We start from the raw sequence: 23,036 nt of genomic DNA on the forward strand, positions 1-23,036 counted from the left end.
ATGATAGAAACACTAATTCAGGATTCGAACCCCAGTTTCCTTGACTACAAAGGTAGGTTTAAAGGCCTAATGGGTTGGATCTTTTCTACCGATCACAAAAGAATTGGACTATTGTATTTGTATAGTATGTTGGTCTTTTTCTCTGTGGCAGCCATACTTGGATTAATGATGAAGTTAGAGCTTATGGCTCCTGGAAAAACCATTATGGGTGCTCAAACCTATAATAGCTTCTTTACGCTTCATGGTATTACCATGATTTTTCTGATCGTTGTTCCTGGCTTACCAGCAGTTTTTGGTAATTTTTTCCTTCCCATCATGATTGGAGCAAAAGATGTTGCTTTCCCCAGATTGAATCTTTTATCATGGTGGATTTATATTGTAGGTGCTTTTATTGCTTTGTCTGCTCAATTCTTTGGCGATGGACCTCCTGACACAGGGTGGACATTCTATGCGCCCTATAGTTTCAGAACAGGAACGAATATGTTACCAGCTGTAACCGGAGCTTTTGTTTTAGGTTTTTCATCTATTGTAACTGGTATCAATTTTATTGTAACCATGCACCGAATGCGTGCTCCAGGAATGAATTGGATGAAAATGCCACTATTCCCTTGGGCTCTATATGGAACTTCATGGATTCAAGTGCTAGCAACCCCTATTGTTGGTGTTACTTTATTAATGGTGGTATTAGAAAGAACACTTCAAATTGGATTTTTTGATCCAGCATTAGGAGGTGATCCAATCTTATACCAACACTTATTTTGGATTTATTCCCATCCTGCTGTCTATATTATGATTCTACCTGCGATGGGCATCATTTCTGAGATCATACCAACATTCGCTCGCAAGACCATATTTGGGTACACGGCTATTGTTGTTTCAACATTAGCCATCGCTTTTGTTGGCTACTTTGTGTGGGGACACCATATGTTTACTTCGGGAATGAGTGGTGTTGCACTATATACTTTCTCAATATTGACTTTTCTTGTAGCTATTCCTAGTGCTATTAAAATTTTCAATTGGGTTGCTACCCTTCATAAGGCCTCTATTAATCTTCAAACGCCTTTTATTTGGGCTTTATGTTTCTTGTTTGTCTTTATGATTGGAGGTCTGTCGGGTATGGTATTGGGAGCACTCTCAGCAAATGTACATTTGCATGACACCGCTTTTGTGGTGGCTCACTTCCATTATATTGTTTTTGGTGGTACAGGTTTCGCTTTCTTTGGAGCTCTGCATTATTGGTACCCTAAAATGTTTGGTCGTATGTACGATATGGCGTGGGCAAATATTGGCCTGGCTATTTTCTTTACTGGTTTTAATACGCTTTATCTACCCATGTTTTTTCTTGGAATGACGGGGATGCCTCGTCGTTATTATGACTATGTTGAAAAATTTCATGGACCAAACATCATTTCTTCTTTGGGGGCTATGCTCATGATAGCTGGGTTGATTATTATTATTACAAATCTGGTTAGATCAACTCGTCATGGTGTTAAAGCTGAGAAAGATCCTTGGAAAGGTAAGACTTTGGAATGGACGGTTGATAGCCCTCCTAGCCTTGAAAATTTTGAAGAAATTCCTGTTGTAACTGATCATCCTTATAAATATGACTAATCACATCCACATTGACGAACATAGAGACGATGAAGGTGCTAAAACAGGTATGTGGATTTTTATTTTCACAGAACTCTTGCTTTTTGGTGGACTTTTTATTGTCTATTCAGTATATCGTTATTTAAACCCTATGGCTTTTCATTTAGCTGCGGAAGAACTGGATGTTTTTCTGGGGACAGTTAATACGGTAATCCTTTTAGTGAGTAGTATGACAATTGCCATGGCTATTACATCCATTCAATTGAAAAAGAAAGGACTCACTCTCATTTTGATGGGAGTGACCATCTTGTTAGCAATCATCTTTATGGTGAACAAATATTTTGAGTGGACTGGGAAAATTTCACATGGTATATTCCCTGGTAGCGAGATTCTTCATCAAAGCAGTCAAGGCGAGATCTTATTCTTCGGTTTGTATTATGCCATGACTGGCTTACACGCTCTGCATATTATTGTTGGAGTTGGTTTTATTGGCTACGTTATGTGGCTGGTAAAAACAGATGACGTCAAACATGATGATTATGTCATTCTTGAGAATAGTGCTTTGTACTGGCACCTGGTCGATTTGATTTGGATTTTCTTATTCCCATTGTTTTATCTTATTACTTAAAACTGAAATCATGGATAACAGTCAACATACTCATATCGTAAAATATAAAACCTTTGCTTGGGTTTTACTTATTTTATTGATTTTCACTTTTAGTTCTGTTGCAATTACTCAACTAGAATTGGGGGTTTATTCAGTAACAGCAGCTTTGGTTTTTGCATCAATAAAATCGGTTATTGTTTTGATGTATTTTATGCATCTTAAGTTTGATAAGAAATTTTATGCCATCATGATGGCTGGAATTGTTCTCTTATTAGCCTCTGTTATTTTTGTTACGTTTTTAGATTATTTATACCGATAGCTTATGTTTTCAAATGAAATGGCTGATGCATCCAATTTTGTAAAGGGAGTAGATACTTCATTTATGGTTATATTCGGAATAATCTCTTTTTTCCTTATTGGGATTACTGCGACTATGATTTATTTTGTTTTTAGATATAGAAAATCAAGACATCCCCAAGCAGTACAAATTCATGGTAACAATACGCTTGAGATCATTTGGACTCTAATACCGACTGTACTGGTGATGGTCATGTTTTATTATGGCTGGATGGGCTATAAACCGATGAAAGAAGTGCCTGATGATGCCTTTACAATTAAAAGTGTTGGCCGCATGTGGAATTGGCAATTTCAATATGAGAACGGTAAGATAACCGATACGCTTTATGTACCCAAAGATCGTGCAGTAAAGCTTGACCTTGTTGCTTTAGATGTTTTACATAGCCTTTATATTCCTGCATTCAGACTCAAACAGGATATGGTTCCTGGGAAAGAGCAATTTATGTGGTTTATCGCTGGTCGTGAGGGTGATTATGATCTGTTTTGTACAGAATATTGTGGCTTGTCTCATTCTTCAATGACGACCTCAGTAGTTGTTATGGCAGAAGACAAGTTCGATAAGTGGTATATAGATACCACTGTTGTTGCTCCACTTATTTCTGATAAACCCGGAGCACTAGGATTGCTTATTGTAAAAAAGAATGGCTGCTTGGCTTGTCATTCATTGGATGGATCTAAAATTGTCGGTCCAACCTGGAAAGGCTTGTTTGGCACTCAAGAGACAGTTGTGACAGATGGAGTAGAACGACAGTTAACTGTTGACAGTGCCTATGTTTTAAACTCTATTTATAATCCGAACGATGATATCGTAAAGGGTTTTAAAAAAGGCTTAATGCTATCTTATAAAAATGAATTAAAGGAAGAGGATATAAATGAAATTATTGAATTTATGAAGACTCTGAAATAGGTCTTACAATAGAAATTACTGAGCCTCTTTTAAGATAAATGCTCAAACGAAAAGACATAAAACCTATTGGGTTTTATGTCTTTTTAATTTTGTGTTAAAAATTATTCTATTTTTTGCAGCTTGTTTTTAACGTATGCGGTAATACGCCATCTGTCTTCTTGACTGATCTGAGAGGCATGTGCTCCCATGATACCCCAACCTACTGAAATCACATGGAAAATTTCTCCATCCGGGACTTTTTTCATTTTATTTGATAATAAGTTTGCTGCTTGATAAGGGTAACGTCCACTGGTTACAAGATAACCTTGTCCATCACCTACTTCTCCATGGCAATAAATACAAAATACCTCGTATTTTTTTTTGCCAGCTATAAGGGTTTCTTCATTAATGATTAACGGATTATCCCAGTTTTTCCCTGTTAACTCACGATTTTCATCCGATTTTTCAAGTGTGTATGGTATCATCCCTCTGGGAATAGTTCCTTTTACTGGCAAGCGGGCTGTTAAGTTATCAGCAAAGTTTGGATTCGCCGTATAGCTTTCATAAGCTCTGGAATTAGCCATATCCGGGAAATAGGAATGACCAGGATGGTTTCGATTTCTATCACAGGCCGAGAGAAAGATTATCGCCAAAAATAATAGACTTATATATGAAGCAGGTTTAAACATGATATGGACTTTTTATAAGACGTTTAGGTTTCGTAATGGAAACTTTCTTCAAGGAAAGGATCATTTTTGCATAATAAAGGTTTTTTCGAAAGAGCATTGAATACTACAAATAGGAAGCCTCCAAGGTATAAGCAGGCCGAACCTATTTCAATTAGACCAATTTGAGCTGTCTCTCCCAATATGCCAGGGCTTAGCATAAGATAGATATTTAGCCATTGCCCAATTAGAACCACTGCAGCAACCATGGCTAACCATTTGATATTACGTTTTGAGTTCCTGGTCATCAAAGCCAGGAATGGAAATACAAAATTTAGAACCAGAATGGCGAAAAATAAGATAGGGAAACCATTCAACCTTTGTGCGAAGTAAACGGTCTCTTCAGGAATATGACTGTACCAAATTAGCATGTATTGGAAAAACCAGAGGTACATCCAAAAAATACTGAATCCAAAAAGGTATTTACCTAAGTCATGAAGGTGTTCTTTATTTACAAAATCGATATATCCCTGAGATTTAAGCAAGGCTATAATCAGAATAAATGCGGCAATTCCTGAAACAAACAAACCAATAAAGACATACCAGCCAAAAAGTGTACTGTACCAATGTGGATCAACCGACATGATCCAATCCCAGGTCATTGTAGAACTACTGATAGCAAAGAAGGCCATAAATAAAGCAGCTAGAATCCTTCCTTGTTTGTGGAATTTGTAGTTATCAGATAAATCCTGAGAAATTGAATTTTTGCGAAGCAAATAACTTAGACCTATCCAACCTGCAAAATAAACAGCCATTCTAATAAAGAAAAAAGGCAAATTAAGATAGGCGGATTTTCCCTTAATGATTGGGTCATGTAGATCATGATGTGACCAGTGATACAAATCGTGCATGCCAAAAATTAGCAAGAACATCAATGCCGCTGAATAGGGCAGGAAAGTGCTTAGAGCTTCAGGTATTCGTTTTAAGCTCACATGCCAGCCCGAATGTGCAATTTTATGGAGCGCGATAAATAAGGCTCCAAAAAGAGAAAGAAACAGGAAATATAGGTTGTTAAGCAAAACATTCATCCAAACTTGTTTGTTATCGGGATTTTCTAAAAGAAAACTAAGCGCAATCAGTAGGCTACCAATAACAGAAATGGATAAAAATACCTGTTTTGTTTTTTTTGATAAGATATAATTCGTGTTCATCAGCTTATGATTTTGAATTAATTATTTATGCTCTTTGAGTTGAATCTCATGTGCCGCCTCTTGCTCTAAGATGGCCTTAACATTATTGAAGTGTTCATCATTTTCGTTTGCTTCAATAATGATGACGAAACGATCATCAGTTATTCTTTCATCGTGAATTTTATTCTTAGCTCCTAATCCCAATTTTGATCTGAAAAGGAAAGCGAATACCATGGCGACGGCAGCAAATAGCACGGTAACTTCAAAGGTGATGGGTATAAAGGATGGAATAGAAAAATGAGGCTTCCCACCAATAAATAGGGGATAATCAACTACAAATGTCCAGGTTTGAAAACCGAAAGCAAAAAGTGTTCCTATAGCTCCTGCAATAAAACCAACAGTAGGTAGTTTGGATTCTTTTAAACCCAAAACCTTATCTAAGCCATGTACCGGAAGAGGCGTTAAAACATCGAGTATCAATATTTTCTTTTCCATTAATGTTTTGCTTGCCCTCAAAAGATCTTCTTCATCTGTGAAATAGGCTGAAATATAGCTTCTCATAGCGTTTCGTTTTTAGTTTCTTTTTCACCTGAGCTTTTAATAACCGTTTTAATCTCAGCAATAGCAATCACAGGAAATACCCGAATAAATAATAGAAAACATGAGAAAAATAAGCCAAGTGTACCTATGAAGATTCCAACTTCAACAATGGTTGGTGAGTACATGGACCAACTCGATGGCAGGTAGTCGCGATGTAATGACGTAACGATGATCACGAATCTCTCGAACCACATACCAATATTGATAAAGATTGAAAGAATAAAGGTAAAGACAAGATTTCGCCTCAGTTTTCTGAACCACAGGAGTTGTGGTGATATGACATTACAAGTCATCATGATTGCATAAGCCCACCAATATGGTCCTGTTGCACGGTTAAGAAAGGCATATTGCTCATATTCTACACCAGAGTACCATGAGATAAAGAGTTCGGTCATATATGCAATTCCCACGATTGACCCTGTTGCAATGATGATTTTATTCATCGATTCAATATGTGACAGGGTGATGTAGTTTTCCAAATTGAGAACCTTACGTGTAACAATCAATAAGGTTAGTACCATCGCAAAGCCTGAGAAAATGGCACCTGCCACAAAATAGGGTGGGAAAATAGTCGTATGCCAACCCGGAATTATCGCGGTAGCAAAGTCAGAACTTACAATACTATGAACCGAAAGAACCAGTGGTGCAGCTAGACCGGCTAATATTAAACTGAGTTTTTCGTGACGTTGCCAGTGTTTTACAGATCCTGTCCATCCGAAACTAAGCAAGCCATAAATGTATTTCTTTGCTTTAGATGTCACTCTGTCTCTCATGGTTCCGATATCAGGGATTAGACCCATATACCAAAATAGTAAGGATACTAAAAGGTAGGTCGAAATAGCAAAAACATCCCATAAGAGAGGCGAATTAAAATTCACCCAAAGACCACGAGTATTAGGATAAGGAAAAACAAAAAATGCCAATAGAGGACGTCCCATATGAATTAATGGAAAGAGACCAGCACACATAACTGCAAATATGGTCATGGCTTCAGCAGAACGGTTGATACTTGTTCTCCATTTTTGACGGAAGAGTAAAAGAATAGCAGATATAAAAGTTCCAGCATGACCAATACCGACCCACCAAACAAAATTGGTGATTCCCCACCCCCAACCAATGGTTCGATTGAGTCCCCAAGTTCCTATACCTTCCCATACAGTATAACCCATCATGGCAAGACCAAAAAACATGGCTGATAAACTTATGGTCAGCCCCATATACCAAGCTTTTCCAGGTTTGCCCTCAATAGGAGCGGCAATATCCTTAGTTATTTGGCTATAAGTTTTGTTTCCCTTTATTAGAGGTTCTCGAATTGGAGATACGTACATAACTTGATATTATAGTGGTTTAACTCTTTTTATTTCTGATTCTGGTTAGATAACTAACCGAAGGAAGTGTATGAATTTCTTCCAATAAATGGTAGTTTCTATCACTGGAAGCGACTTTAAATAAGTCACTAGCCTTGTCATTTAGATCTCCGAATAGGATGGCTCCAGAAGGGCAGGTTTGTTGGCAGGCCGTATTGATATCACCGTCTTTAACTTTTCGTCCTTCAAGCTTCGCATTAAGTTTACCTTCCTGAATTCTCTGAACACACATCGAACACTTTTCAATCACACCTTTAGCCCTAATGGTTACATCAGGATTAAGTACCATACGACTTAAATCTAAAGTCATTCCAGCTGGATCGTGAAGGTTATTTGGAATTGAATCAGCTTGGGTATAATCGAACCAATTAAAACGTCTGACCTTATAGGGACAGTTATTACCGCAATAGCGAGTTCCAATACACCTGTTGTAAATCATTTGATTCAATCCCTCACTACTGTGGTTTGTAGCGGCTACAGGGCAAACATTTTCGCAAGGTGCATTATCGCAATGCTGACACATAACAGGTTGGAAAACGACGCCAGGTTTGTTTTCATCACCAGAGAAATAACGGTCAATTCTGATCCACGACATTTCGTGAGCGCGAATAACTTCTTTCTTTCCTACAATCGGGACATTGTTTTCAGCCTGACAAGCTATTGTACAAGCCCCACACCCAATGCAGGCATTTAAATCAATTGCTAATCCCCAATGATGATTCGGAAATTCGGGTTCTTTATAAATCCCTGCATTCTTATACTCGTGTTTATGATCGTTTCCTGCTTTGGGGTTTTTCTTATATTCATCCAGATTTGCTTCACGAACGATTGCTCGACCTTCCATAGAATGGTGAGTTTGAGTCATCGCAAAATCGAAATGTCCTTCAACTTTTTCAAGCTTGACTGAAGAATGTTGATTCGTGTTTAGATGACTTGCTTTAAAGCCAACATCTTTACCAACTTTACCACAAATAGTTCTTCCATACCCTATCGCGATAGAGACAGTGTTATAAGCTTGACCAGGCAGAATATAGACTGGTAATTCAAGATCACCATTGAGTTTAACCATATTCCCGGTTTCAAGACCAAGTTCTTTGGCTTGCTTAGGTGAAATATTGAGGTAATTATCCCAGCAAATTTTACTTATAGGATCTGGCATTTCTTGCAACCATGGATTATTAGCCATACTGCCATCCCCAATGGTTACCTTTTCGTATACCTGGAGTTCAATCCTATTCGTTTTCTTTTTTTGAGTAATGGCCTCAAGGATTTTAATAATATCAAGCTCAGCAAACTTTAGTTTGTTACCTGTTACAGCCTTCGTTTGAAAGATGCCTTCTTGTAAGGTATGCTCCCAATAGGATTTAAAGTTTGTGTAAAGTGTTTGACTTGGGAAAAGTGTTTCTTCCCAATGTTTCATGATAAATTTATGGTAATCGACATCCTCACCGGACCATTTTAAAAGAGATGCCTGAAACTGGCGGGTATCGAATAGTGGATGGATAGCAGGTTGCATTAAACTGTACGAATCTTTTTTGATCTCTGCATCATTCCAACTTTCCAGATAATGATTATCAGGAGCTATGTATTTCATCAACGATGTGGTTTCGTTTGGCGTCTCATGAATTGATAAACTGAATGAAAGAGATTCAATCGCTTTCTTAAGTTTTTCTCCTTTGGGATGAGAATACACTGGATTGGTATGATAGCATATTAGACCTTTTATTTGTCCAGATGCTAAATTGTCTATAAGTTGATCCATATCTTCATCAATGGCTTGATGATTGAGAAGAGGAGTGTCCATATTAATGCTAGAATTGAAATTCTCTAGTTCATAATTAATGGCATTAATCAGAATTTGTGCATTCAAATTCCGGCTTCCGGAAACAACTAATGAACGTGATTTTTGATCAAGTAAATCTTTTGCCAGCTCTTTAATAACTTTCGTTGGCTCTGGAACATTATTTTTTTGCTGGCCTTTTAATATGAGAATTTCATTGTAAAGTTGAGCAATCAGAAGGTTTAGTTCCGATGGTTTTATCGCGTGTCTTTCATCGGCATTACTTCCCGTTAAACTCATTCTCGATTCAAACTGAATATGTCGAGACATCTTATTTAGGGAACCTGAAAGTTTGCGGGTATCCGAATATGTTTTGATGTATTCGGCAGGGTTGAGCCATGTTCCTAAGAAATCGGCATCGAAACTAACAATCAAATTAGCTTTGTTGAATCGATAATTAGGTAATCCATTTTTGTCAAAACAAAGTTTTTGTGCTCTTAGGATTGCACTAGCCGATTGGGTGTCGTATTGTACCCATTTGATATTTGGATAAGTATCAGTAAACTGTTGAATGGCTTTACGGGTAGACGGACTGAAAATAGTCGGTGTTAATAAAGCGATTTGATTATCTTTTTGGGAATTTAATGCTTTTAATATTGATTCATCAAACTCAGCCCATGGAACTTGCTTTTGGTTAATTTGAGGAGACTGATAACGACTATTGTCGTATAAGCTTAAAACTGAAGCTTGAGTGCGAGCAGAACAAGCTCCATTACTGATTGGAGATAAATTGTTGCCCTCAATTTTTATGGGGCGACCTTCTCTGGTTTTGATTAGTATACTGGCATAATCACTGCCATTTATATAAGTAGAAGCATAATAGTTGGCTATGCCTGGGGTAATTTCCTCTGGTTTATTCAAATATGGAATTGCTTTTTGAACCGCATTTTCACAGCTTGATAAAACAGTTGTAATAGCTAAACTGTAACCACAAAGCTTTAAGAAATCTCGACGATTACTCTTAGTTTCAGCCGTTCCATCTTCAAAAATATCGAGAACCTGCTCCAAATTACCTTTGGGGATGTGTTTTACTTGTTTAATTTCAGGACTCTCATTTTTTTCTTGCTGGCTTTTCCAGTATTTTTTCATATTGGGTGTTTTTTTCAGTTAGCTACTTAGGTTAATAAGTGTTGCTTGGTCTAGTAATGACAGCGGGCACATTCTCGTCCCCCAATATCTTTAACTCGAACACTATCGATTTGTTCTTTTGCAAGTTTAATATGGAGTTCTTTGAATGTATTAGAGTAATAGTTGTTCGTACTGAAATCAACAGCTGTTTTATCATGGCAATCTAAACACCAACCCATTGATAAATCCTCAACTTGTTTCACGATATGCATTTGTTCAACTTCTCCATGGCATTCCTGACATTCACGTTTTCCCACATTCACATGTTGTGCATGGCTGAAAAAGACATGATCAGGAAGTTTATGAATACGGACCCATTCTATTGCTTTATTGTTCTCAACTGCAGCATGAATTTTATTTATTTCAAACTTGCCTGAATTTCGACCTTCTCGAACTATTGAATGGCAGTTGAGACAAACATTAGCAGAGGGGATAACTGCAGATTTACTATTGTCGACACCTGTATGGCAATACCTACAATCTATTTTATTATCAGTAGCATGTACTTTGTGTGAGAATTTTATGGGTTGATCGGGAGCGTAATTCTCATGACGTCCAAGTGCCATTGCATCTTCACTTAACATTTTTATTTGATAACCTAATGCCAAAAATAAGATCAGAATTGTGATGAATTTGTATTTTATCTTCTTAGTGAAGAGTAAGTCTATTAAAGCAAGTGTAATGATTAAACCTAAAAATAGAAAGAGGATAAGGTTGTTAACAATTGGTTTTGGTTGTTCTGTACCTTGGTTCTTTAATTTGAGTAGATAATTCTTGATATGGCTGAGTTCTTCTTCACTGTATTCGTATCCAGCATGAACTTCAGACATAAGCTTTGCAATAGGTACATTTAAAACAGAGTTAAAATCAGATATTTCTTTATTCGAAAAACGATGAGCAATATCCCATGCTGAAGGATTCCAGTTAAGCGTATCTGAAAAACTGATATTATGGCAGCTAATGCAAGCTTTTAATTTAGTTTTTGTAAGTACTAAGCCCTTAAAAATACGTTCACCCTTCTTTGATGATTCGAGGAAATTGTGATCAGATTTATCGTGATTTTGTGTGTTTTGATTCTCGGAAAAAGATGGGGAGCTTGTCAGTAGAAAAAAGACTATAGAAAAGAATAGGTAAAGTTTACTCATGGTAGAATGATTTACAAATGCTTTATATAAATATGATGTCTATATTCTCGATAAGAAACCAGATTTTATTTAGAAGATCTGGAATGATTTAATTCTTAGTTAATTGTACTCGTCTTACAAGTTAAAAATTTTACTTAATTAATCACAGTTTAACTTTCAGTTTTTTTTAATATAGAATATCAATACTGATTTTTCTATAGATTAATTTCTCTTGGCTTGCCATAGGATATTGAATGATCTGCGAATTTTATTTATAATATAAAAGGAAAGATATATTTCATAATTAATTGGAAGTGTTTTTTAGATAAAGCATTTTTTGAAAAAAATTGAAACAAAAAAGCCTTCATTCGTTAAAATGAAGGCTTTGTAATATTGTCAGTTATATCTGTTTATTTTCTCAGGTAATCTATTAATGAGAAGAAGATATAAACAAATAGAATTAGCGGAATAACTAACCATTTTAGAAGGATTGCTAAAACCACTAAGGTGATTAGAAATAAATATCGAATTTGATTTTCTCGCCACTTAAGACTCTTAACTTTTAAAGCAAACATGGGTATTTCAGATACTAACAGGAATGAGGTGATGAGTATAGCTGCTAGAATAAACCATTGGTTAGAAAGTAAGCCTTCAATCATTGGGTAGTCTCCAAAGTGAAAGATGATGGGTAAAGAAGCCCAAAACATGGCATTTGCAGGCGTAGGAACACCAATAAATGAAGAAGTCTGACGCGTATCGACATTAAATTTAGCCAATCGAAGTCCTGAGAAAATGGAGATGATAAAGGCGGATAATAAAATGGCTATTTGCGAATAACTTAAGTTTTCTGGAGTGAAAGCCGCAGCAGAATCTCCCAGAACGGCAAAGCGTAAGTATGAAAAGGCTATGGTTGCTGGTGCAAAACCAAAACTTAGCATATCTGCTAATGAGTCCAGTTCTTTACCCATTTCAGAATAGGCACCTAACAATCGGGCGAAGAGTCCATCCATAAAATCGAATACTGCGGCTAGAATGATTAAAAGAGCAGCAGGGTATAAATAACCTTCAATAGCCAATAAACTGGCAATACAACCTGATAGAATATTTAAACAGGTAATGGCATTTGGGATATGTTTTGTGATTGACATCGTATCGAATTATTTTGATCAATAAATATGGCTCAGCTATGTGAGTCATGCAAAATTAATCTAAAAATCGGAATGGACTGAAAAGTTTCATAGAGAATGTCGTTGAATAAAAAAAGCATTGTATTTTTACGCTTCGTCCAAAATCTAAAAGATGCAAAAATACTTAACTCTGATATTCTTTATTTTTTCTGGCTTGAGCCTTTTCTCTCAAACCTCGGCACCAAAATACAGCAATGAATTCTTATCTGTAGGAGTGGGGGCAAGAGCCTTTGCTATGGGAAATGTTGCAGTTGCCTCGCAAAAAGGAGTTGAAGCAGCTTATTGGAATCCTGCAAGTTTGGTTGATTTAAACAAGAAATATGAAATCTCAGCCATGCACGCCGAATATTTTGCAGGAATGGCAGCCTACGATTATGTGGGCTTTGGTATTAAATTGGATGAGAAAAGTGCTTTGGCTTTAAGTGTGATTCGATATGGGGTTGATGATATTCCAAATACGCTTGAGTTAATTGACAAAGATGGAAATATTAGATACGACCTAGTCACAACGTTTTCGGCAGCTGATTATGCCTTTCTATTTTCCTATGCCAAGCAAACAAAGATTAAAGGTTTGTCTATTGGAGGAAATGTCAAGATAATTTATCGTCATACTGGAGAATTTGCTTCAGCCTATGGGTTTGGAATTGATGCAGCCATAAAATACAAACGAGGAAAGTGGCAAATGGGAGCTGTAATCCGCGATGCCAGTTCAACGTTTAACGCTTGGGTTTTTAAGACTGATGACCTTGAAAAAGTCTATAATACAACGGGAAATGAAATTCCTGAGAATTCTACTGAGATTACCTTGCCTAGGTTGATTTTAGGAGTGGGTCGTGAAGTTAGATTAAGCGATAAAGTTAGGGTATTAGCTGAGTTGGATGCAGATATAACCTTTGATGGTAAACGTCATACTTTAATTGAAGGAGATCCCATAAGTATCGATCCACACATGGGACTAGAATTTCAATATCAAGATTTGATTTATCTTAGAATGGGCCTTGGTAATATCCAACGAGAGACTGATTTTAAACAAAAGGAATCACTAGTTTTTCAACCTAACCTAGGTTTGGGTATCCACTATAAAAACTTTAGGCTAGATTATGCTCTAACTGATATTGGAGATCAATCTATCTCTAAATATTCTAATGTGTTTTCACTTTCATATGCTTTCGACTAAATTATTAAGACTATAAAGAGAGCGTTGTTTAAAGTTTATTTTGATTCTTTTTATTCTGATTCAAGATTTTGAATACCAAATTTTCTTAAATCTTTATAACTTGTAATGCCCCGAAATTTCATTACTTTCGATATTTTGTGTAAGCTATTTTTTCTAACTGAAACTTAATCAACCTATGCGTATCTCAATTATTGATTTAGGTACCAATACTTTTAATTTACTTGTAGCTGATATCTCAGCTGATAAGCAAATTAACATACTTCATCGTTCTAAATATCCTGTAAAGCTAGGTGAAGGTGGAATCAACCAGAACTATATTACGGATGAGGCTAAAGATCGTGCACATCTTGCTTTTGTCGAAATGAAAGAAATTATCAATTCTTACCAAACAGTGAAAACTTTTGGATTTGCGACATCTGCTATTAGAACCGCGAATAATGGAATAGATTTTGTAAAACAAATTCGTCAGGATTTTGATATTGATATTCAGGTTATATCTGGGAATCGTGAGGCTGAGTTAATTTATTATGGAACCCGTGAGGCGGTAGGCCTAGACAATGAGGTTGTAGCGATACTTGATATAGGAGGAGGAAGTAACGAGATCATTATTGCCAATTCGGAAAAGATATTTTGGAAGAAATCTTATCCAATAGGCATGACTCGTTTGTTGGAACAATTTCAACCTTCCGATCCAATAAAAATGGATGAGCTTCAGGATATTGAAGAATTCTTAAAAGATAAATTGAGCGATTTAATTATAGCTTTGAAAAAATTCTCAGTAAAGAAATTGATAGGGTCATCAGGCTCTTTCTCTACTTTGCGTCAGGTTATTTTAGCTGAAGAGAAAACCGAATTTCAACCTGAAGAAACCCATTACAATATCAACCTCGAAGATTTTAATACCTTGCATAAACGGTTTTTAGATTCGACTTTAGAAGAGAGAATGCAAATGGGAGGGATGGATTCTGCAAGGGTACATCTTATGGTGCTTGCGAGTATTTTCATCAATTTTCTTGTGAAAGAAAGTGAGTTGTCAATATTATTCCAGTCTTCTTACGCATTGAAAGAAGGTGCACTTTTCGACTACCTTAAGACATTAAGTCAATCAGAAAAATCGATATCTTCGGATAAATAAAAATATTTAAGTCATTATTTTAATATCAACAGCATGTCAAAAATTTTAATCATCGATGACGAAAGAAGCATTCGTAATACATTGAAAGATATTCTTTCTTACGAAAACTATCAAGTGAGTCTAGCTGAGAACGGAATGGAAGCCATTAAAATGGTTGGAGCGAATGAATTTGACGTGATTCTTTGCGATATAAAAATGCCAGAAATGGATGGACTTGAGGTTTTGGAAAAGTTGCAGGAAATTGCATTTGATGTCCCTGTTATTATGATTTCAGGGCATGGAAATATCGATACAGCAGTAGAAGCGATAAAAAAAGGGGCTTTCGACTTTATTGAGAAACCACTTGATCTAAATAGAATTCTTATCACAATTAAAAATGCGCTTGATAAAGCTGTTCTTCTGACTGAGACAAAGGTTCTTAAGAGAAAAGTTAATAAGAAATATGACATGATTGGCGAATCTAAAGCTATCATGGAGTTAAATGATATGATAGAGAAAGTGGCCCCTACTGATGCCCGAGTTTTAATTACTGGCCCAAATGGGACGGGTAAAGAATTGGTTGCTCATCGTATTCATGAAAAAAGTAATCGAGTAAAACAACCTTTTGTAGAGGTTAATTGTGCGGCAATCCCTTCTGAATTGATTGAGAGTGAGTTGTTTGGTCATGAGAAAGGTTCCTTTACATCTGCTCATAAGCAACGTAAAGGAAAATTTGAATTGTCAGATGGTGGCACTCTATTTCTAGATGAGATTGGCGATATGAGTTTGTCAGCCCAGGCTAAGGTTTTGCGAGCTCTGCAAGAGAGTAAGATTACTCGAGTAGGTGGAGATAAAGAAATTAAGGTTAATGTAAGGGTGATTGCGGCTACGAATAAGAACCTTTCTGAGGAGATTGTCTTAGGTAAGTTTAGAGAAGACTTATATCATCGATTAAGTGTGATTTTAATTAAAGTGCCTGCCCTAAACGAAAGATTAGAAGATATTCCTTTATTAGCTCAGCATTTTATCGATATTATTTGTTCAGAGATGGGATTACCTCCTAAATCTATTGCTGAAGATGCTATTGCAGAATTATTAAAACTGGATTATACCGGAAATATTCGAGAGTTTAGAAATATCATAGAGCGTTTAATAATTTTGGGCGATAAAGAAATTACACAACAAGATATTAAGCTGTATGCTGGCGCAAACAGAGACTAATCGATGACTTATTAATAGCCATTATTGAGGATGAAAACGAAAGATCATAAAACCCATATAGGAATTTACGGACGTAGAAACTACGGCAAATCTTCCATCATTAATACTTTAGCTGATCAACAAATTGCTATTGTTTCAGAAACGGCTGGCACAACAACAGATCCTGTTAAAAAATCCTTTGAGATATTAGATTATGCACCTGTCATTTTGGTTGATACGGCCGGAATTGATGACATAGGCGAATTGGGTGCTAAGCGAATTGAAAAGACCTTGCATTCTATTTCGACCATTGATTTGGCTATTCTCGTGATTGCTGATAATGTTTTTGGAAATTTCGAAGAAGATTTGATTAGCAAATTCAATTATTATAAAACCCCATTTTTCATCATTCACAATAAGTCCGATGAGACGAAAATTGATGAGCCTTTAAAAGCCAAGCTTGAGAAGGATTATCAAACGTCTGTTATTGATTTTTCTACAGTTAATCCTGATAATTTCGATGAGGTTATTGAATTGATTAAGAGAACAGCACCAGAATCTTCAAAAGTTTTTAAAACGATAATTGGTGATTTAATTCAACCTAACGATGTGGTAATGTTGATTTGTCCAATTGATTCTGAAGCTCCATCTGGACGTATGATTTTGCCACAAGTACAACTCATTAGAGATGTATTGGATAATCATTGCATCAATATTGTTCTACAACAAGATCAGGTGACTGAATTTTTTAAAACCACCAATGTAAAGCCGAAACTAGCGATTACTGATAGTCAGATATTCGATTTGGCAGGACAATTGGTCCCTAAAGATATCCCACTGACAAGTTTTAGTACTGTTTTGGCAAGGCAGAAAGGTGATTTTGAAAACTATTTAAAAGGAACACCAAAGATTGACGACTTGAAAGGTGGTGATCGAGTTTTAATTCTTGAGTCTTGTTCACATCATGTGTCATGTGAAGATATTGGACGATTTAAGCTACCTGCATGGTTGAAAAAATATTGCGATTGTGAATTAGATATTGATATCGTTTCAGGTTTAGATGCCATTCAACGTCCGATTAAGGATTATGCGATGGTGATTCAATGTGGAGGGTGTATGATTACAAAAAAGCAAATTCATAATCGACTTTTGCCTGCTATTGAAGCTGGAATTCCAGTTAGTAATTACGGCTTGGCGATTGCTTACGTGCAAGGTATATATACAAGGGCTGTTGAGCCATTCAAGCTTTAAGCTAAACACACACACTATTCTTAAACTGTAATTGATTATTAATATATGGCCAATAATTTTACTAAATCGAGTGCTACTTTTGGAACTTTACCAGTCTTTATGACTGCCATTTCTACTATTTTAGGAGCCATATTATTCCTTCGTTTTGGATGGGCAGTAGGTAATGTTGGTCTTATCGGTATCATTGGAATTATCATTCTTGGACATATGGTTACCATCCCAACAGCTATGGCAGTTGCTGAAATTGCAACAAACCAAAAAGTACTGGGGGGAGGTGCCTACTATATTATTTCTCGATCTTTCGGCTTGAATATTGGAGCGGCAATTGGGATTACACTTTATCTTTCTCAAGCCATATCGGTAGCCTTTTATATTATAGCATTTGCCGAAGCGTTTGATCCGGTTATACAATGGGTTGCCAATGATTTTGGTTGGCTTATTTACGATAAACGTGCGATTTCTGTGCCTGCTATGATGCTTCTGTCTGGTTTATTTCTATGGCGAGGTTCAAATGTGGGAATGAAAGTGTTATATGTGGTTGTTGGAACATTAGCCATTTCACTTTTCATGTTTTTTATTGGCTCACCTACCGATGCACCTCAGGATATTGTTTTGGATGCAACTATCGAAAATCCTAAAAGCTTTTTCTACGTGTTTACAATTATATTCCCTGCTTTTACAGGACTTGCAGCTGGTTTAGGCTTGTCTGGAGAGCTTAAGAATCCAAAAAAATCAATTCCTCGTGGAACGATTTGGGCAACCGTTGGTGGTTTGATCATTTATTTGTTTGCTGCCTATAAATTTACAGTGTCTGCTAGCCCTGAGGACTTAGATAGCAACCAGCTTATCATGAGTAATATTGCTATTTGGGGACCAATTATTCCTATAGGTTTAGCTGCCGCATCATTATCATCTGCATTGGGATCTATTATGGTAGCACCTCGTACTTTGCAAGCCATTGGGATGGATGATATCTTCCCACAGGAAGGCTTAAATAAATGGCTGAAAAAGGAGAATCGAAAAACGACAGAGCCTCTAAATGCTTCAGTCATCTCTATCGTTATTGCATTTATATTTATCTTGATTGGCGATGTTGATTTTGTTGCACAGATTATCTCAATGTTCTTTATGGTGACCTATGGTGCCATTTGTATGATTTCATTTCTGGAGCATTTTGCTGCTGACCCATCTTACCGACCAACTTTCCGATCTCGCTGGTATCTATCTTTAATGGGAGCCATTCTTTCATTTTGGATCATGTTTCAAATGAATATGGTCTATGCTATTGTTTCATTACTGATTATGGGAGTGATTTATTATGGTATAAATGTAAGTAATAAGGAACATCGAGGTTTAGCTAAACTTTTCCGCGGTGTGGTTTTTCAATTGAGTCGATACCTGCAAATTTTTGCTCAACGAGCTGAGAAAGTAGATCGCGAAGTGAGTTGGAGACCCTTTGCAATTTGTATTTCTCAAGATACCTTTAAGCGCCGTTCAGCTTTTGATTTACTGCGCTGGATTTCATATAAGTATGGTTTCGGAACCTATATTCATTATTTGGAAGGTTTTCTAAATGAGAAAACGAATGATGAGTCTAAAAATGTAATGAAACGCTTGATTCATCTGGCATCGGGAAGTCGTAATCGTGTTTTCTTAGATACGATTATTAGTCCTTCTATGACCTCAGCCATTGCACAGGTGATGCAACTATCTGGTATATCAGGACATGGTTATAATTCAATTTTATTTGAGTATTCGCGTACTAAACCTAAGCAGTTGAATTATGTGATTGATAACTACGAATTGATTGAGTCAACTCAATTTGATGTTTGTGTTTTGAATACCTCGTATAAGGGTTTTGGTTATCACAAGGAAATTCATATTTGGATTGGTTCTAAGGATTACGAGAATGCCAATCTTATGATTCTTTTGGCCTATATCATTCAAGGGCATCCTGACTGGAAGAAGAGTATGATTAAGATTTTTGCCATGTATCCAGAGAAAGATCTGGAAGTGGAACAAGGCAAATTATTAAGTCTAATCCGCTCGGGACAATTGCCTATTTCTTCTAGTAATATTGAATTAATTGGAATTGATCATACTGATAAGAAGAAGGAGATCATGAACAAATCGATGGATGCAGATTTAACAATTTTGGGCTTCAACAGAGAAGATGTAGATCGAGATAAATTGGATATGTTTACCGGATTCGACGATATGGGTAATATTCTTTTTGTGAGTTCTTACAAGAAAATTAAGATCAAATAGAAATTTGAATGTTGATTGGATATCAATTTAACTTTTATTTATTTCTAAATTTGCATCGATAGAGTTATCAAAATAAGAGTGAATCCTGTATGAAAAGGATAATCTCAGACTAATTTATAAGAAATATAGATGGAACGTATAGCCATATTTCCAGGATCGTTTGATCCATTTACAGTGGGACACGAATCAATTGTTACTCGAGCATTGCCATTGTTCGATAAGATCATAATTGCCATAGGTTACAATGCTGAGAAAAGGCAGTTTTTTCCAGTAGAGAAACGTATTCAGTGGATAAAAGAAACCTTCAACAACAATCCTAGAATTGAGGTTGAAATATATAGTGGCCTTACAGTCGAATACTGCAAGGCAAAAGGGGCTCAATTTATTTTGAGAGGTTTGCGCACAGCAGCTGACTTTGAATATGAGCGTGCCATTGCACAAATCAACAAGAAAATGGAATACGATTTGGAATCAATTTTCTTACTGACGACTCCTGAACATACCCCGATTACATCAACCATTGTTCGTGATATTATGCGTCATGGTGGTGATGCATCACAATTTGTGCCTAAGGTACTAGATCCTGAGGCTTATAAATTGTAAGATATTAAATATTCTGGCTATTCATATTAGGCAATCTGATTTGAATAGCCTTTGTTTTGAAATTCACAGATAAGAACAGAATATGCGATCACTATTTCTTTTACTGATATTGACTCTTGGAGTACAAAGTTCGTTTGCGAAAAAAGTTAAGTTGTTTGGGCAGCATGCAGCCTATGCCAATGCGCAAATAAAGGTGCTTTGTTACGATGATGCCTTTTCGAAAACGGAGAAGGAGTTAGCCATTTTGCAACTCGATAGGCAAGGTCAGTTTTCTGTTGAATTCGAAATAGCAGAAACGCAAATGGTGTTTTTGCCTTTAGGTGTGTTCCGAGGATATTTTTTTGCAGAGACTGGTAAAGAATATCAGTTGAGTTTACCCCCAAGGAGAGACTTATCTCCATCGCAGAGAATCGATCCTTTTTTTGAACCTCAGGATGTCTTATTAGGTTTTAGAAATACTGATAAAGATGGATTGAATAGTTTGATTAGAGAGTTTGATAATCAGTTTGACAACTTTATTAATCAAAATTTCGATGATATTTACAATCAGCGTTCCAGTTCTGTTGGTGTTGGGTTTGCAAAACAAATGAAGAGCGATTATGTTCAGGTGACGAATACTTATTTTCAAGTTTATCTAAAATATCGTTTGGGTTTTCTGGATTATTTAGCCTCTCCAGAGGCCTATATCAGCTTGGAGAGTAAATACTTTACGAAGCAAGCACTAGAGTTGAATAATACAGCTTATACTACTTTGTTCAATAAAATTTACGACAATTCTTTATCCTCAGCTTTTCATCGAAAAGAAAAATCGAAATTTAATAAGGCTCTTGAATCTTCTGATCCTTATTCCAACTTGAGTAAGGTAATGCAAAGCTATACTGTCTATCAGGACAAAACTTTTAGAGATTTACTTTTGGCTAAGGCCGTTTTTAATGGAACAGAGAATGCAGTTCTTTCTCGAAGTAAAGCAATAGAAATCCTTCAAAAGATAAATGAGAATTCGACAGACTCAAGAGTAAGCCAGTTGATAAAGAATTATTTGGTAAACTTATCTCATCTACTTAAAAACACAGATGTTCCAAATTTTAAACTTGGAGATATTGTTTTAGAAGATTATAAGGGCAAATATCTGTATCTGAATTTTTGTAACACGACGAATTCGGTTTGGGAGAATGATCTCGAATCGCTTAAGAAACTGCATGAAGCCTTTGGTAAGGATATTGAATTTTTAAGTGTTGCTAGCGATTTAGATACTGCTCGTTTTACGAATAGATTGAAACAAAAAGACATCACTTGGCCAATGGTCCAGATTGATTCAGAAAACTCAATTCTAGCGGATTTTAAGATAAATGTATTTCCAACTTATATTATTATTAATCCCGAAGGTAAAGTATATCAATACCCTGCAAGAGGCCCACACGATGGGGTGGAGAAAATCTTTGTTAAGATTCAAAGAAATCTGCTTCGCAAAAACTATTCTCAGAAAAAGTAGAAGGCCTGATTCATATCAAATTTAAGCTATTTCTTTGATGACTTCTAAAATGGAGGCATAGGTGTTTGCTCTGAATTCGTCTAGTTTATTGGTTGGAATCCAGCTTACATCTTCAATGTCTTCTTCAGTTTGAGGAACTAGTTTTTCATTGCCAGAATAGCTCATTTTAAACCAATAGCTACGTTTCAATATCCATGAATTATTCATCCAATAGGTATGGTATGTCGACTCCAGTTCTTCGTCGACTTGTAGATTGCTAATACCACATTCTTCCTCAACCTCACGCAGTGCAGCTTCGTCTATCGTTTCACCATTTTCTACTTTCCCTTTAGGTAAATCCCACTTTCCTAGTCTATGAATGGCCAGGATCTCATTTTCCTGATTGAAGACTAATCCACCAGCAGCTTCTATATATTTAAATTGATTCTTGAATTCTGAGAAAAGAGCTTCCACATCTGCAGCTGCAAAAAAAAGAGACTCTTTATTTTCATCATGGTCAAAATCAGAAACGATAGCTTCAAGATTATCTCCTTCAGTCCACAGATATACCATGTATGGAAAATTCATACTTTCAGCCTTATCGCCTAAGAAAATTGCACGATCTTTAAAAAATACTTTATACATTTGCGGATGATTTCAGATTAAGAGACTTGTAGTGTAAAAGTTTGTATCACTGTGGTATAAGCTTGAGTGTTACACTCAGTTTTGTTTAATCAACTCATATTTTGAACCATTTAATCCAATAGTCCTATGCAAAGTACTGCAAAACAAATCGCTGAATACCTTTTGCAAATAAAAGCAATTAAGCTAGAACCAACAAACCCATTCACTTGGGCTTCGGGATGGAAGTCGCCAATTTATTGTGATAACCGTAAAACTTTATCGTATCCAGAAGTGAGAAACGATATTAAAAAAGCATTTGCTAAGGCTGTTTTAGCAAAATATCCAGATGTTGAAGTTATTGCAGGTGTTGCAACTGGCGCTATTGCTCTTGGTGCATTGGTTGCTGATGAACTAAATTTACCAATGGTTTATATTCGCTCTTCGGCTAAGGCTCATGGAATGACAAATATGATTGAAGGCGATTTAAAAGCTGGACAGAAGGTTGTTGTTATTGAAGATTTGATTTCTACAGGTGGGTCGAGTTTGAAAGCTGTAGAGGCTCTTCGTGAAGCAGGATGTGATGTTATGGGAATGTTTGCAATTTTCACATACGGATTCAAGACAGCTGAAGATAACTTCACAGAAGCCAAATGTGAATTAGAAACGTTGAGTAATTACAACATCATGATCGATCGTGCTCTTGAGATTGGATATATTAAGAACGAAGATGTTGATCAGTTAAAAGAATGGCGTAAAGATCCATCAACTTGGATGCAGAAATAAAAGC

The 23,036-nt window shown here is 36.2% G+C and carries 20 protein-coding genes; 12 read left to right on the top strand and 8 right to left on the bottom strand.

What is annotated here, in order from left to right; translation table 11 throughout:
- Genes DWB61_RS07030 through coxB form a run of 4 tightly spaced genes read left to right on the top strand, consistent with a single transcriptional unit; the run spans nucleotide 1 to nucleotide 3,461 of the window.
- Nucleotides 1–1,611, top strand: a complete 1,611-nt coding sequence (locus DWB61_RS07030) for a cytochrome c oxidase subunit I (RefSeq protein ID WP_125030191.1) — start codon at nucleotides 1–3, stop codon at nucleotides 1,609–1,611.
- Entirely contained in the window at nucleotides 1,604–2,218 is a 615-nt protein-coding gene (locus DWB61_RS07035) for a cytochrome c oxidase subunit 3 family protein (RefSeq protein ID WP_125030192.1), read from the top strand. The genes DWB61_RS07030 and DWB61_RS07035 overlap by 8 nt, the downstream gene beginning before the upstream one ends.
- Before the next feature lie 10 nt (nucleotides 2,219–2,228).
- Complete coding sequence (locus tag DWB61_RS07040; RefSeq protein WP_125030193.1) at nucleotides 2,229–2,516, top strand: cytochrome C oxidase subunit IV family protein; 288 nt, start codon at nucleotides 2,229–2,231, stop codon at nucleotides 2,514–2,516.
- 3 nt (nucleotides 2,517–2,519) lie between these two features.
- Nucleotides 2,520–3,461 (top strand): cytochrome c oxidase subunit II, encoded by a 942-nt coding sequence (gene coxB, locus DWB61_RS07045; protein WP_125030194.1) that lies wholly within the window; start codon nucleotides 2,520–2,522, stop codon nucleotides 3,459–3,461.
- 101 nt (nucleotides 3,462–3,562) lie between these two features.
- On the opposite strand, the gene DWB61_RS07050 is transcribed toward coxB, so the two are convergent.
- The 7 genes from DWB61_RS07050 to pssA form a co-directional block, all read right to left on the bottom strand.
- Entirely contained in the window at nucleotides 3,563–4,129 is a 567-nt protein-coding gene (locus tag DWB61_RS07050; protein WP_125030195.1) for a c-type cytochrome, read from the bottom strand.
- A 23-nt stretch (nucleotides 4,130–4,152) separates the two neighbouring features.
- The gene (locus DWB61_RS07055; protein ID WP_125030196.1) at nucleotides 4,153–5,316 is read right to left on the bottom strand and encodes a quinol:cytochrome C oxidoreductase; all 1,164 of its coding nucleotides are present in this window, start codon (nucleotides 5,314–5,316) and stop codon (nucleotides 4,153–4,155) included.
- A 21-nt stretch (nucleotides 5,317–5,337) separates the two neighbouring features.
- A complete protein-coding gene (locus DWB61_RS07060; RefSeq protein ID WP_125030197.1) occupies nucleotides 5,338–5,856 on the bottom strand; it encodes a DUF3341 domain-containing protein in 519 nt (172 codons plus the stop codon).
- Nucleotides 5,853–7,223 (bottom strand): NrfD/PsrC family molybdoenzyme membrane anchor subunit, encoded by a 1,371-nt coding sequence (gene nrfD, locus DWB61_RS07065; RefSeq protein WP_125030198.1) that lies wholly within the window; start codon nucleotides 7,221–7,223, stop codon nucleotides 5,853–5,855. The genes DWB61_RS07060 and nrfD overlap by 4 nt, the downstream gene beginning before the upstream one ends.
- A 19-nt stretch (nucleotides 7,224–7,242) precedes the next feature.
- Complete coding sequence (locus DWB61_RS07070; protein ID WP_125030199.1) at nucleotides 7,243–10,191, bottom strand: Fe-S-cluster-containing hydrogenase; 2,949 nt, start codon at nucleotides 10,189–10,191, stop codon at nucleotides 7,243–7,245.
- 50 nt (nucleotides 10,192–10,241) lie between these two features.
- Nucleotides 10,242–11,375 carry a cytochrome c3 family protein gene (locus DWB61_RS07075; RefSeq protein ID WP_125030200.1) on the bottom strand — a complete coding sequence of 378 codons (1,134 nt, stop codon included), beginning with the start codon at nucleotides 11,373–11,375 and terminating at the stop codon, nucleotides 10,242–10,244.
- Nucleotides 11,376–11,764: 389 nt separating this feature from the next.
- Nucleotides 11,765–12,502 (bottom strand): CDP-diacylglycerol--serine O-phosphatidyltransferase, encoded by a 738-nt coding sequence (pssA, locus tag DWB61_RS07080; RefSeq protein WP_156190223.1) that lies wholly within the window; start codon nucleotides 12,500–12,502, stop codon nucleotides 11,765–11,767.
- 151 nt (nucleotides 12,503–12,653) lie between these two features.
- Between pssA and DWB61_RS07085 the strand changes: the two genes are divergently transcribed.
- From DWB61_RS07085 to DWB61_RS07115, 7 genes are all read left to right on the top strand, one after another.
- A complete protein-coding gene (locus tag DWB61_RS07085; protein WP_125030201.1) occupies nucleotides 12,654–13,718 on the top strand; it encodes a putative type IX sorting system protein PorV2 in 1,065 nt (354 codons plus the stop codon).
- Nucleotides 13,719–13,893: 175 nt separating this feature from the next.
- Nucleotides 13,894–14,853: a Ppx/GppA phosphatase family protein gene (locus DWB61_RS07090; protein ID WP_125030202.1), complete on the top strand. Its 960-nt coding sequence runs from the start codon at nucleotides 13,894–13,896 to the stop codon at nucleotides 14,851–14,853.
- 33 nt (nucleotides 14,854–14,886) lie between these two features.
- Entirely contained in the window at nucleotides 14,887–16,053 is a 1,167-nt protein-coding gene (locus tag DWB61_RS07095; protein ID WP_125030203.1) for a sigma-54-dependent transcriptional regulator, read from the top strand.
- 30 nt (nucleotides 16,054–16,083) lie between these two features.
- Nucleotides 16,084–17,283, top strand: a complete 1,200-nt coding sequence (gene hydF / locus DWB61_RS07100) for a [FeFe] hydrogenase H-cluster maturation GTPase HydF (protein WP_125030204.1) — start codon at nucleotides 16,084–16,086, stop codon at nucleotides 17,281–17,283.
- A 45-nt stretch (nucleotides 17,284–17,328) separates the two neighbouring features.
- Complete coding sequence (locus tag DWB61_RS07105; RefSeq protein ID WP_125030205.1) at nucleotides 17,329–19,551, top strand: amino acid permease; 2,223 nt, start codon at nucleotides 17,329–17,331, stop codon at nucleotides 19,549–19,551.
- Between the two features lie 129 nt (nucleotides 19,552–19,680).
- Nucleotides 19,681–20,154 carry a pantetheine-phosphate adenylyltransferase gene (gene coaD / locus DWB61_RS07110; RefSeq protein WP_125030206.1) on the top strand — a complete coding sequence of 158 codons (474 nt, stop codon included), beginning with the start codon at nucleotides 19,681–19,683 and terminating at the stop codon, nucleotides 20,152–20,154.
- Nucleotides 20,155–20,236: 82 nt separating this feature from the next.
- Entirely contained in the window at nucleotides 20,237–21,646 is a 1,410-nt protein-coding gene (locus tag DWB61_RS07115) for a TlpA family protein disulfide reductase (RefSeq protein ID WP_125030207.1), read from the top strand.
- A gap of 21 nt (nucleotides 21,647–21,667) precedes the next feature.
- Here DWB61_RS07115 and DWB61_RS07120 read toward each other — a convergent pair whose 3' ends face one another.
- A complete protein-coding gene (locus tag DWB61_RS07120) occupies nucleotides 21,668–22,270 on the bottom strand; it encodes an NUDIX hydrolase (RefSeq protein ID WP_125030208.1) in 603 nt (200 codons plus the stop codon).
- Nucleotides 22,271–22,396: 126 nt separating this feature from the next.
- Here DWB61_RS07120 and pyrE point away from each other — a divergent pair, with 126 nt between their 5' ends.
- Nucleotides 22,397–23,032 carry an orotate phosphoribosyltransferase gene (gene pyrE / locus DWB61_RS07125; protein ID WP_125030209.1) on the top strand — a complete coding sequence of 212 codons (636 nt, stop codon included), beginning with the start codon at nucleotides 22,397–22,399 and terminating at the stop codon, nucleotides 23,030–23,032.
- Nucleotides 23,033–23,036: the final 4 nt, after the last annotated feature.

Source organism: Ancylomarina euxina, assembly GCF_003863355.1.
Taxonomy (GTDB): domain Bacteria; phylum Bacteroidota; class Bacteroidia; order Bacteroidales; family Marinifilaceae; genus Ancylomarina; species Ancylomarina euxinus.

Bases quoted from the DNA above. Each gene is read 5' to 3' on its own strand.
- DWB61_RS07050 (WP_125030195.1), bottom strand. From the start codon at position 4,129: ATGTTTAAACCTGCTTCATATATAAGTCTATTATTTTTGGCGATAATC.
- DWB61_RS07055 (WP_125030196.1), bottom strand. From the start codon at position 5,316: ATGAACACGAATTATATCTTATCAAAAAAAACAAAACAGGTATTTTTA.
- DWB61_RS07115 (WP_125030207.1), top strand. From the start codon at position 20,237: ATGCGATCACTATTTCTTTTACTGATATTGACTCTTGGAGTACAAAGT.
- pyrE (WP_125030209.1), top strand. From the start codon at position 22,397: ATGCAAAGTACTGCAAAACAAATCGCTGAATACCTTTTGCAAATAAAA.
- DWB61_RS07035 (WP_125030192.1), top strand. From the start codon at position 1,604: ATGACTAATCACATCCACATTGACGAACATAGAGACGATGAAGGTGCT.
- DWB61_RS07085 (WP_125030201.1), top strand. From the start codon at position 12,654: ATGCAAAAATACTTAACTCTGATATTCTTTATTTTTTCTGGCTTGAGC.
- coxB (WP_125030194.1), top strand. From the start codon at position 2,520: ATGTTTTCAAATGAAATGGCTGATGCATCCAATTTTGTAAAGGGAGTA.
- DWB61_RS07095 (WP_125030203.1), top strand. From the start codon at position 14,887: ATGTCAAAAATTTTAATCATCGATGACGAAAGAAGCATTCGTAATACA.
- DWB61_RS07040 (WP_125030193.1), top strand. From the start codon at position 2,229: ATGGATAACAGTCAACATACTCATATCGTAAAATATAAAACCTTTGCT.
- DWB61_RS07070 (WP_125030199.1), bottom strand. From the start codon at position 10,191: ATGAAAAAATACTGGAAAAGCCAGCAAGAAAAAAATGAGAGTCCTGAA.
- DWB61_RS07105 (WP_125030205.1), top strand. From the start codon at position 17,329: ATGGCCAATAATTTTACTAAATCGAGTGCTACTTTTGGAACTTTACCA.
- DWB61_RS07120 (WP_125030208.1), bottom strand. From the start codon at position 22,270: ATGTATAAAGTATTTTTTAAAGATCGTGCAATTTTCTTAGGCGATAAG.
- DWB61_RS07075 (WP_125030200.1), bottom strand. From the start codon at position 11,375: ATGAGTAAACTTTACCTATTCTTTTCTATAGTCTTTTTTCTACTGACA.
- DWB61_RS07030 (WP_125030191.1), top strand. From the start codon at position 1: ATGATAGAAACACTAATTCAGGATTCGAACCCCAGTTTCCTTGACTAC.
- pssA (WP_156190223.1), bottom strand. From the start codon at position 12,502: ATGTCAATCACAAAACATATCCCAAATGCCATTACCTGTTTAAATATT.
- DWB61_RS07090 (WP_125030202.1), top strand. From the start codon at position 13,894: ATGCGTATCTCAATTATTGATTTAGGTACCAATACTTTTAATTTACTT.
- coaD (WP_125030206.1), top strand. From the start codon at position 19,681: ATGGAACGTATAGCCATATTTCCAGGATCGTTTGATCCATTTACAGTG.
- DWB61_RS07060 (WP_125030197.1), bottom strand. From the start codon at position 5,856: ATGAGAAGCTATATTTCAGCCTATTTCACAGATGAAGAAGATCTTTTG.
- hydF (WP_125030204.1), top strand. From the start codon at position 16,084: ATGAAAACGAAAGATCATAAAACCCATATAGGAATTTACGGACGTAGA.
- nrfD (WP_125030198.1), bottom strand. From the start codon at position 7,223: ATGTACGTATCTCCAATTCGAGAACCTCTAATAAAGGGAAACAAAACT.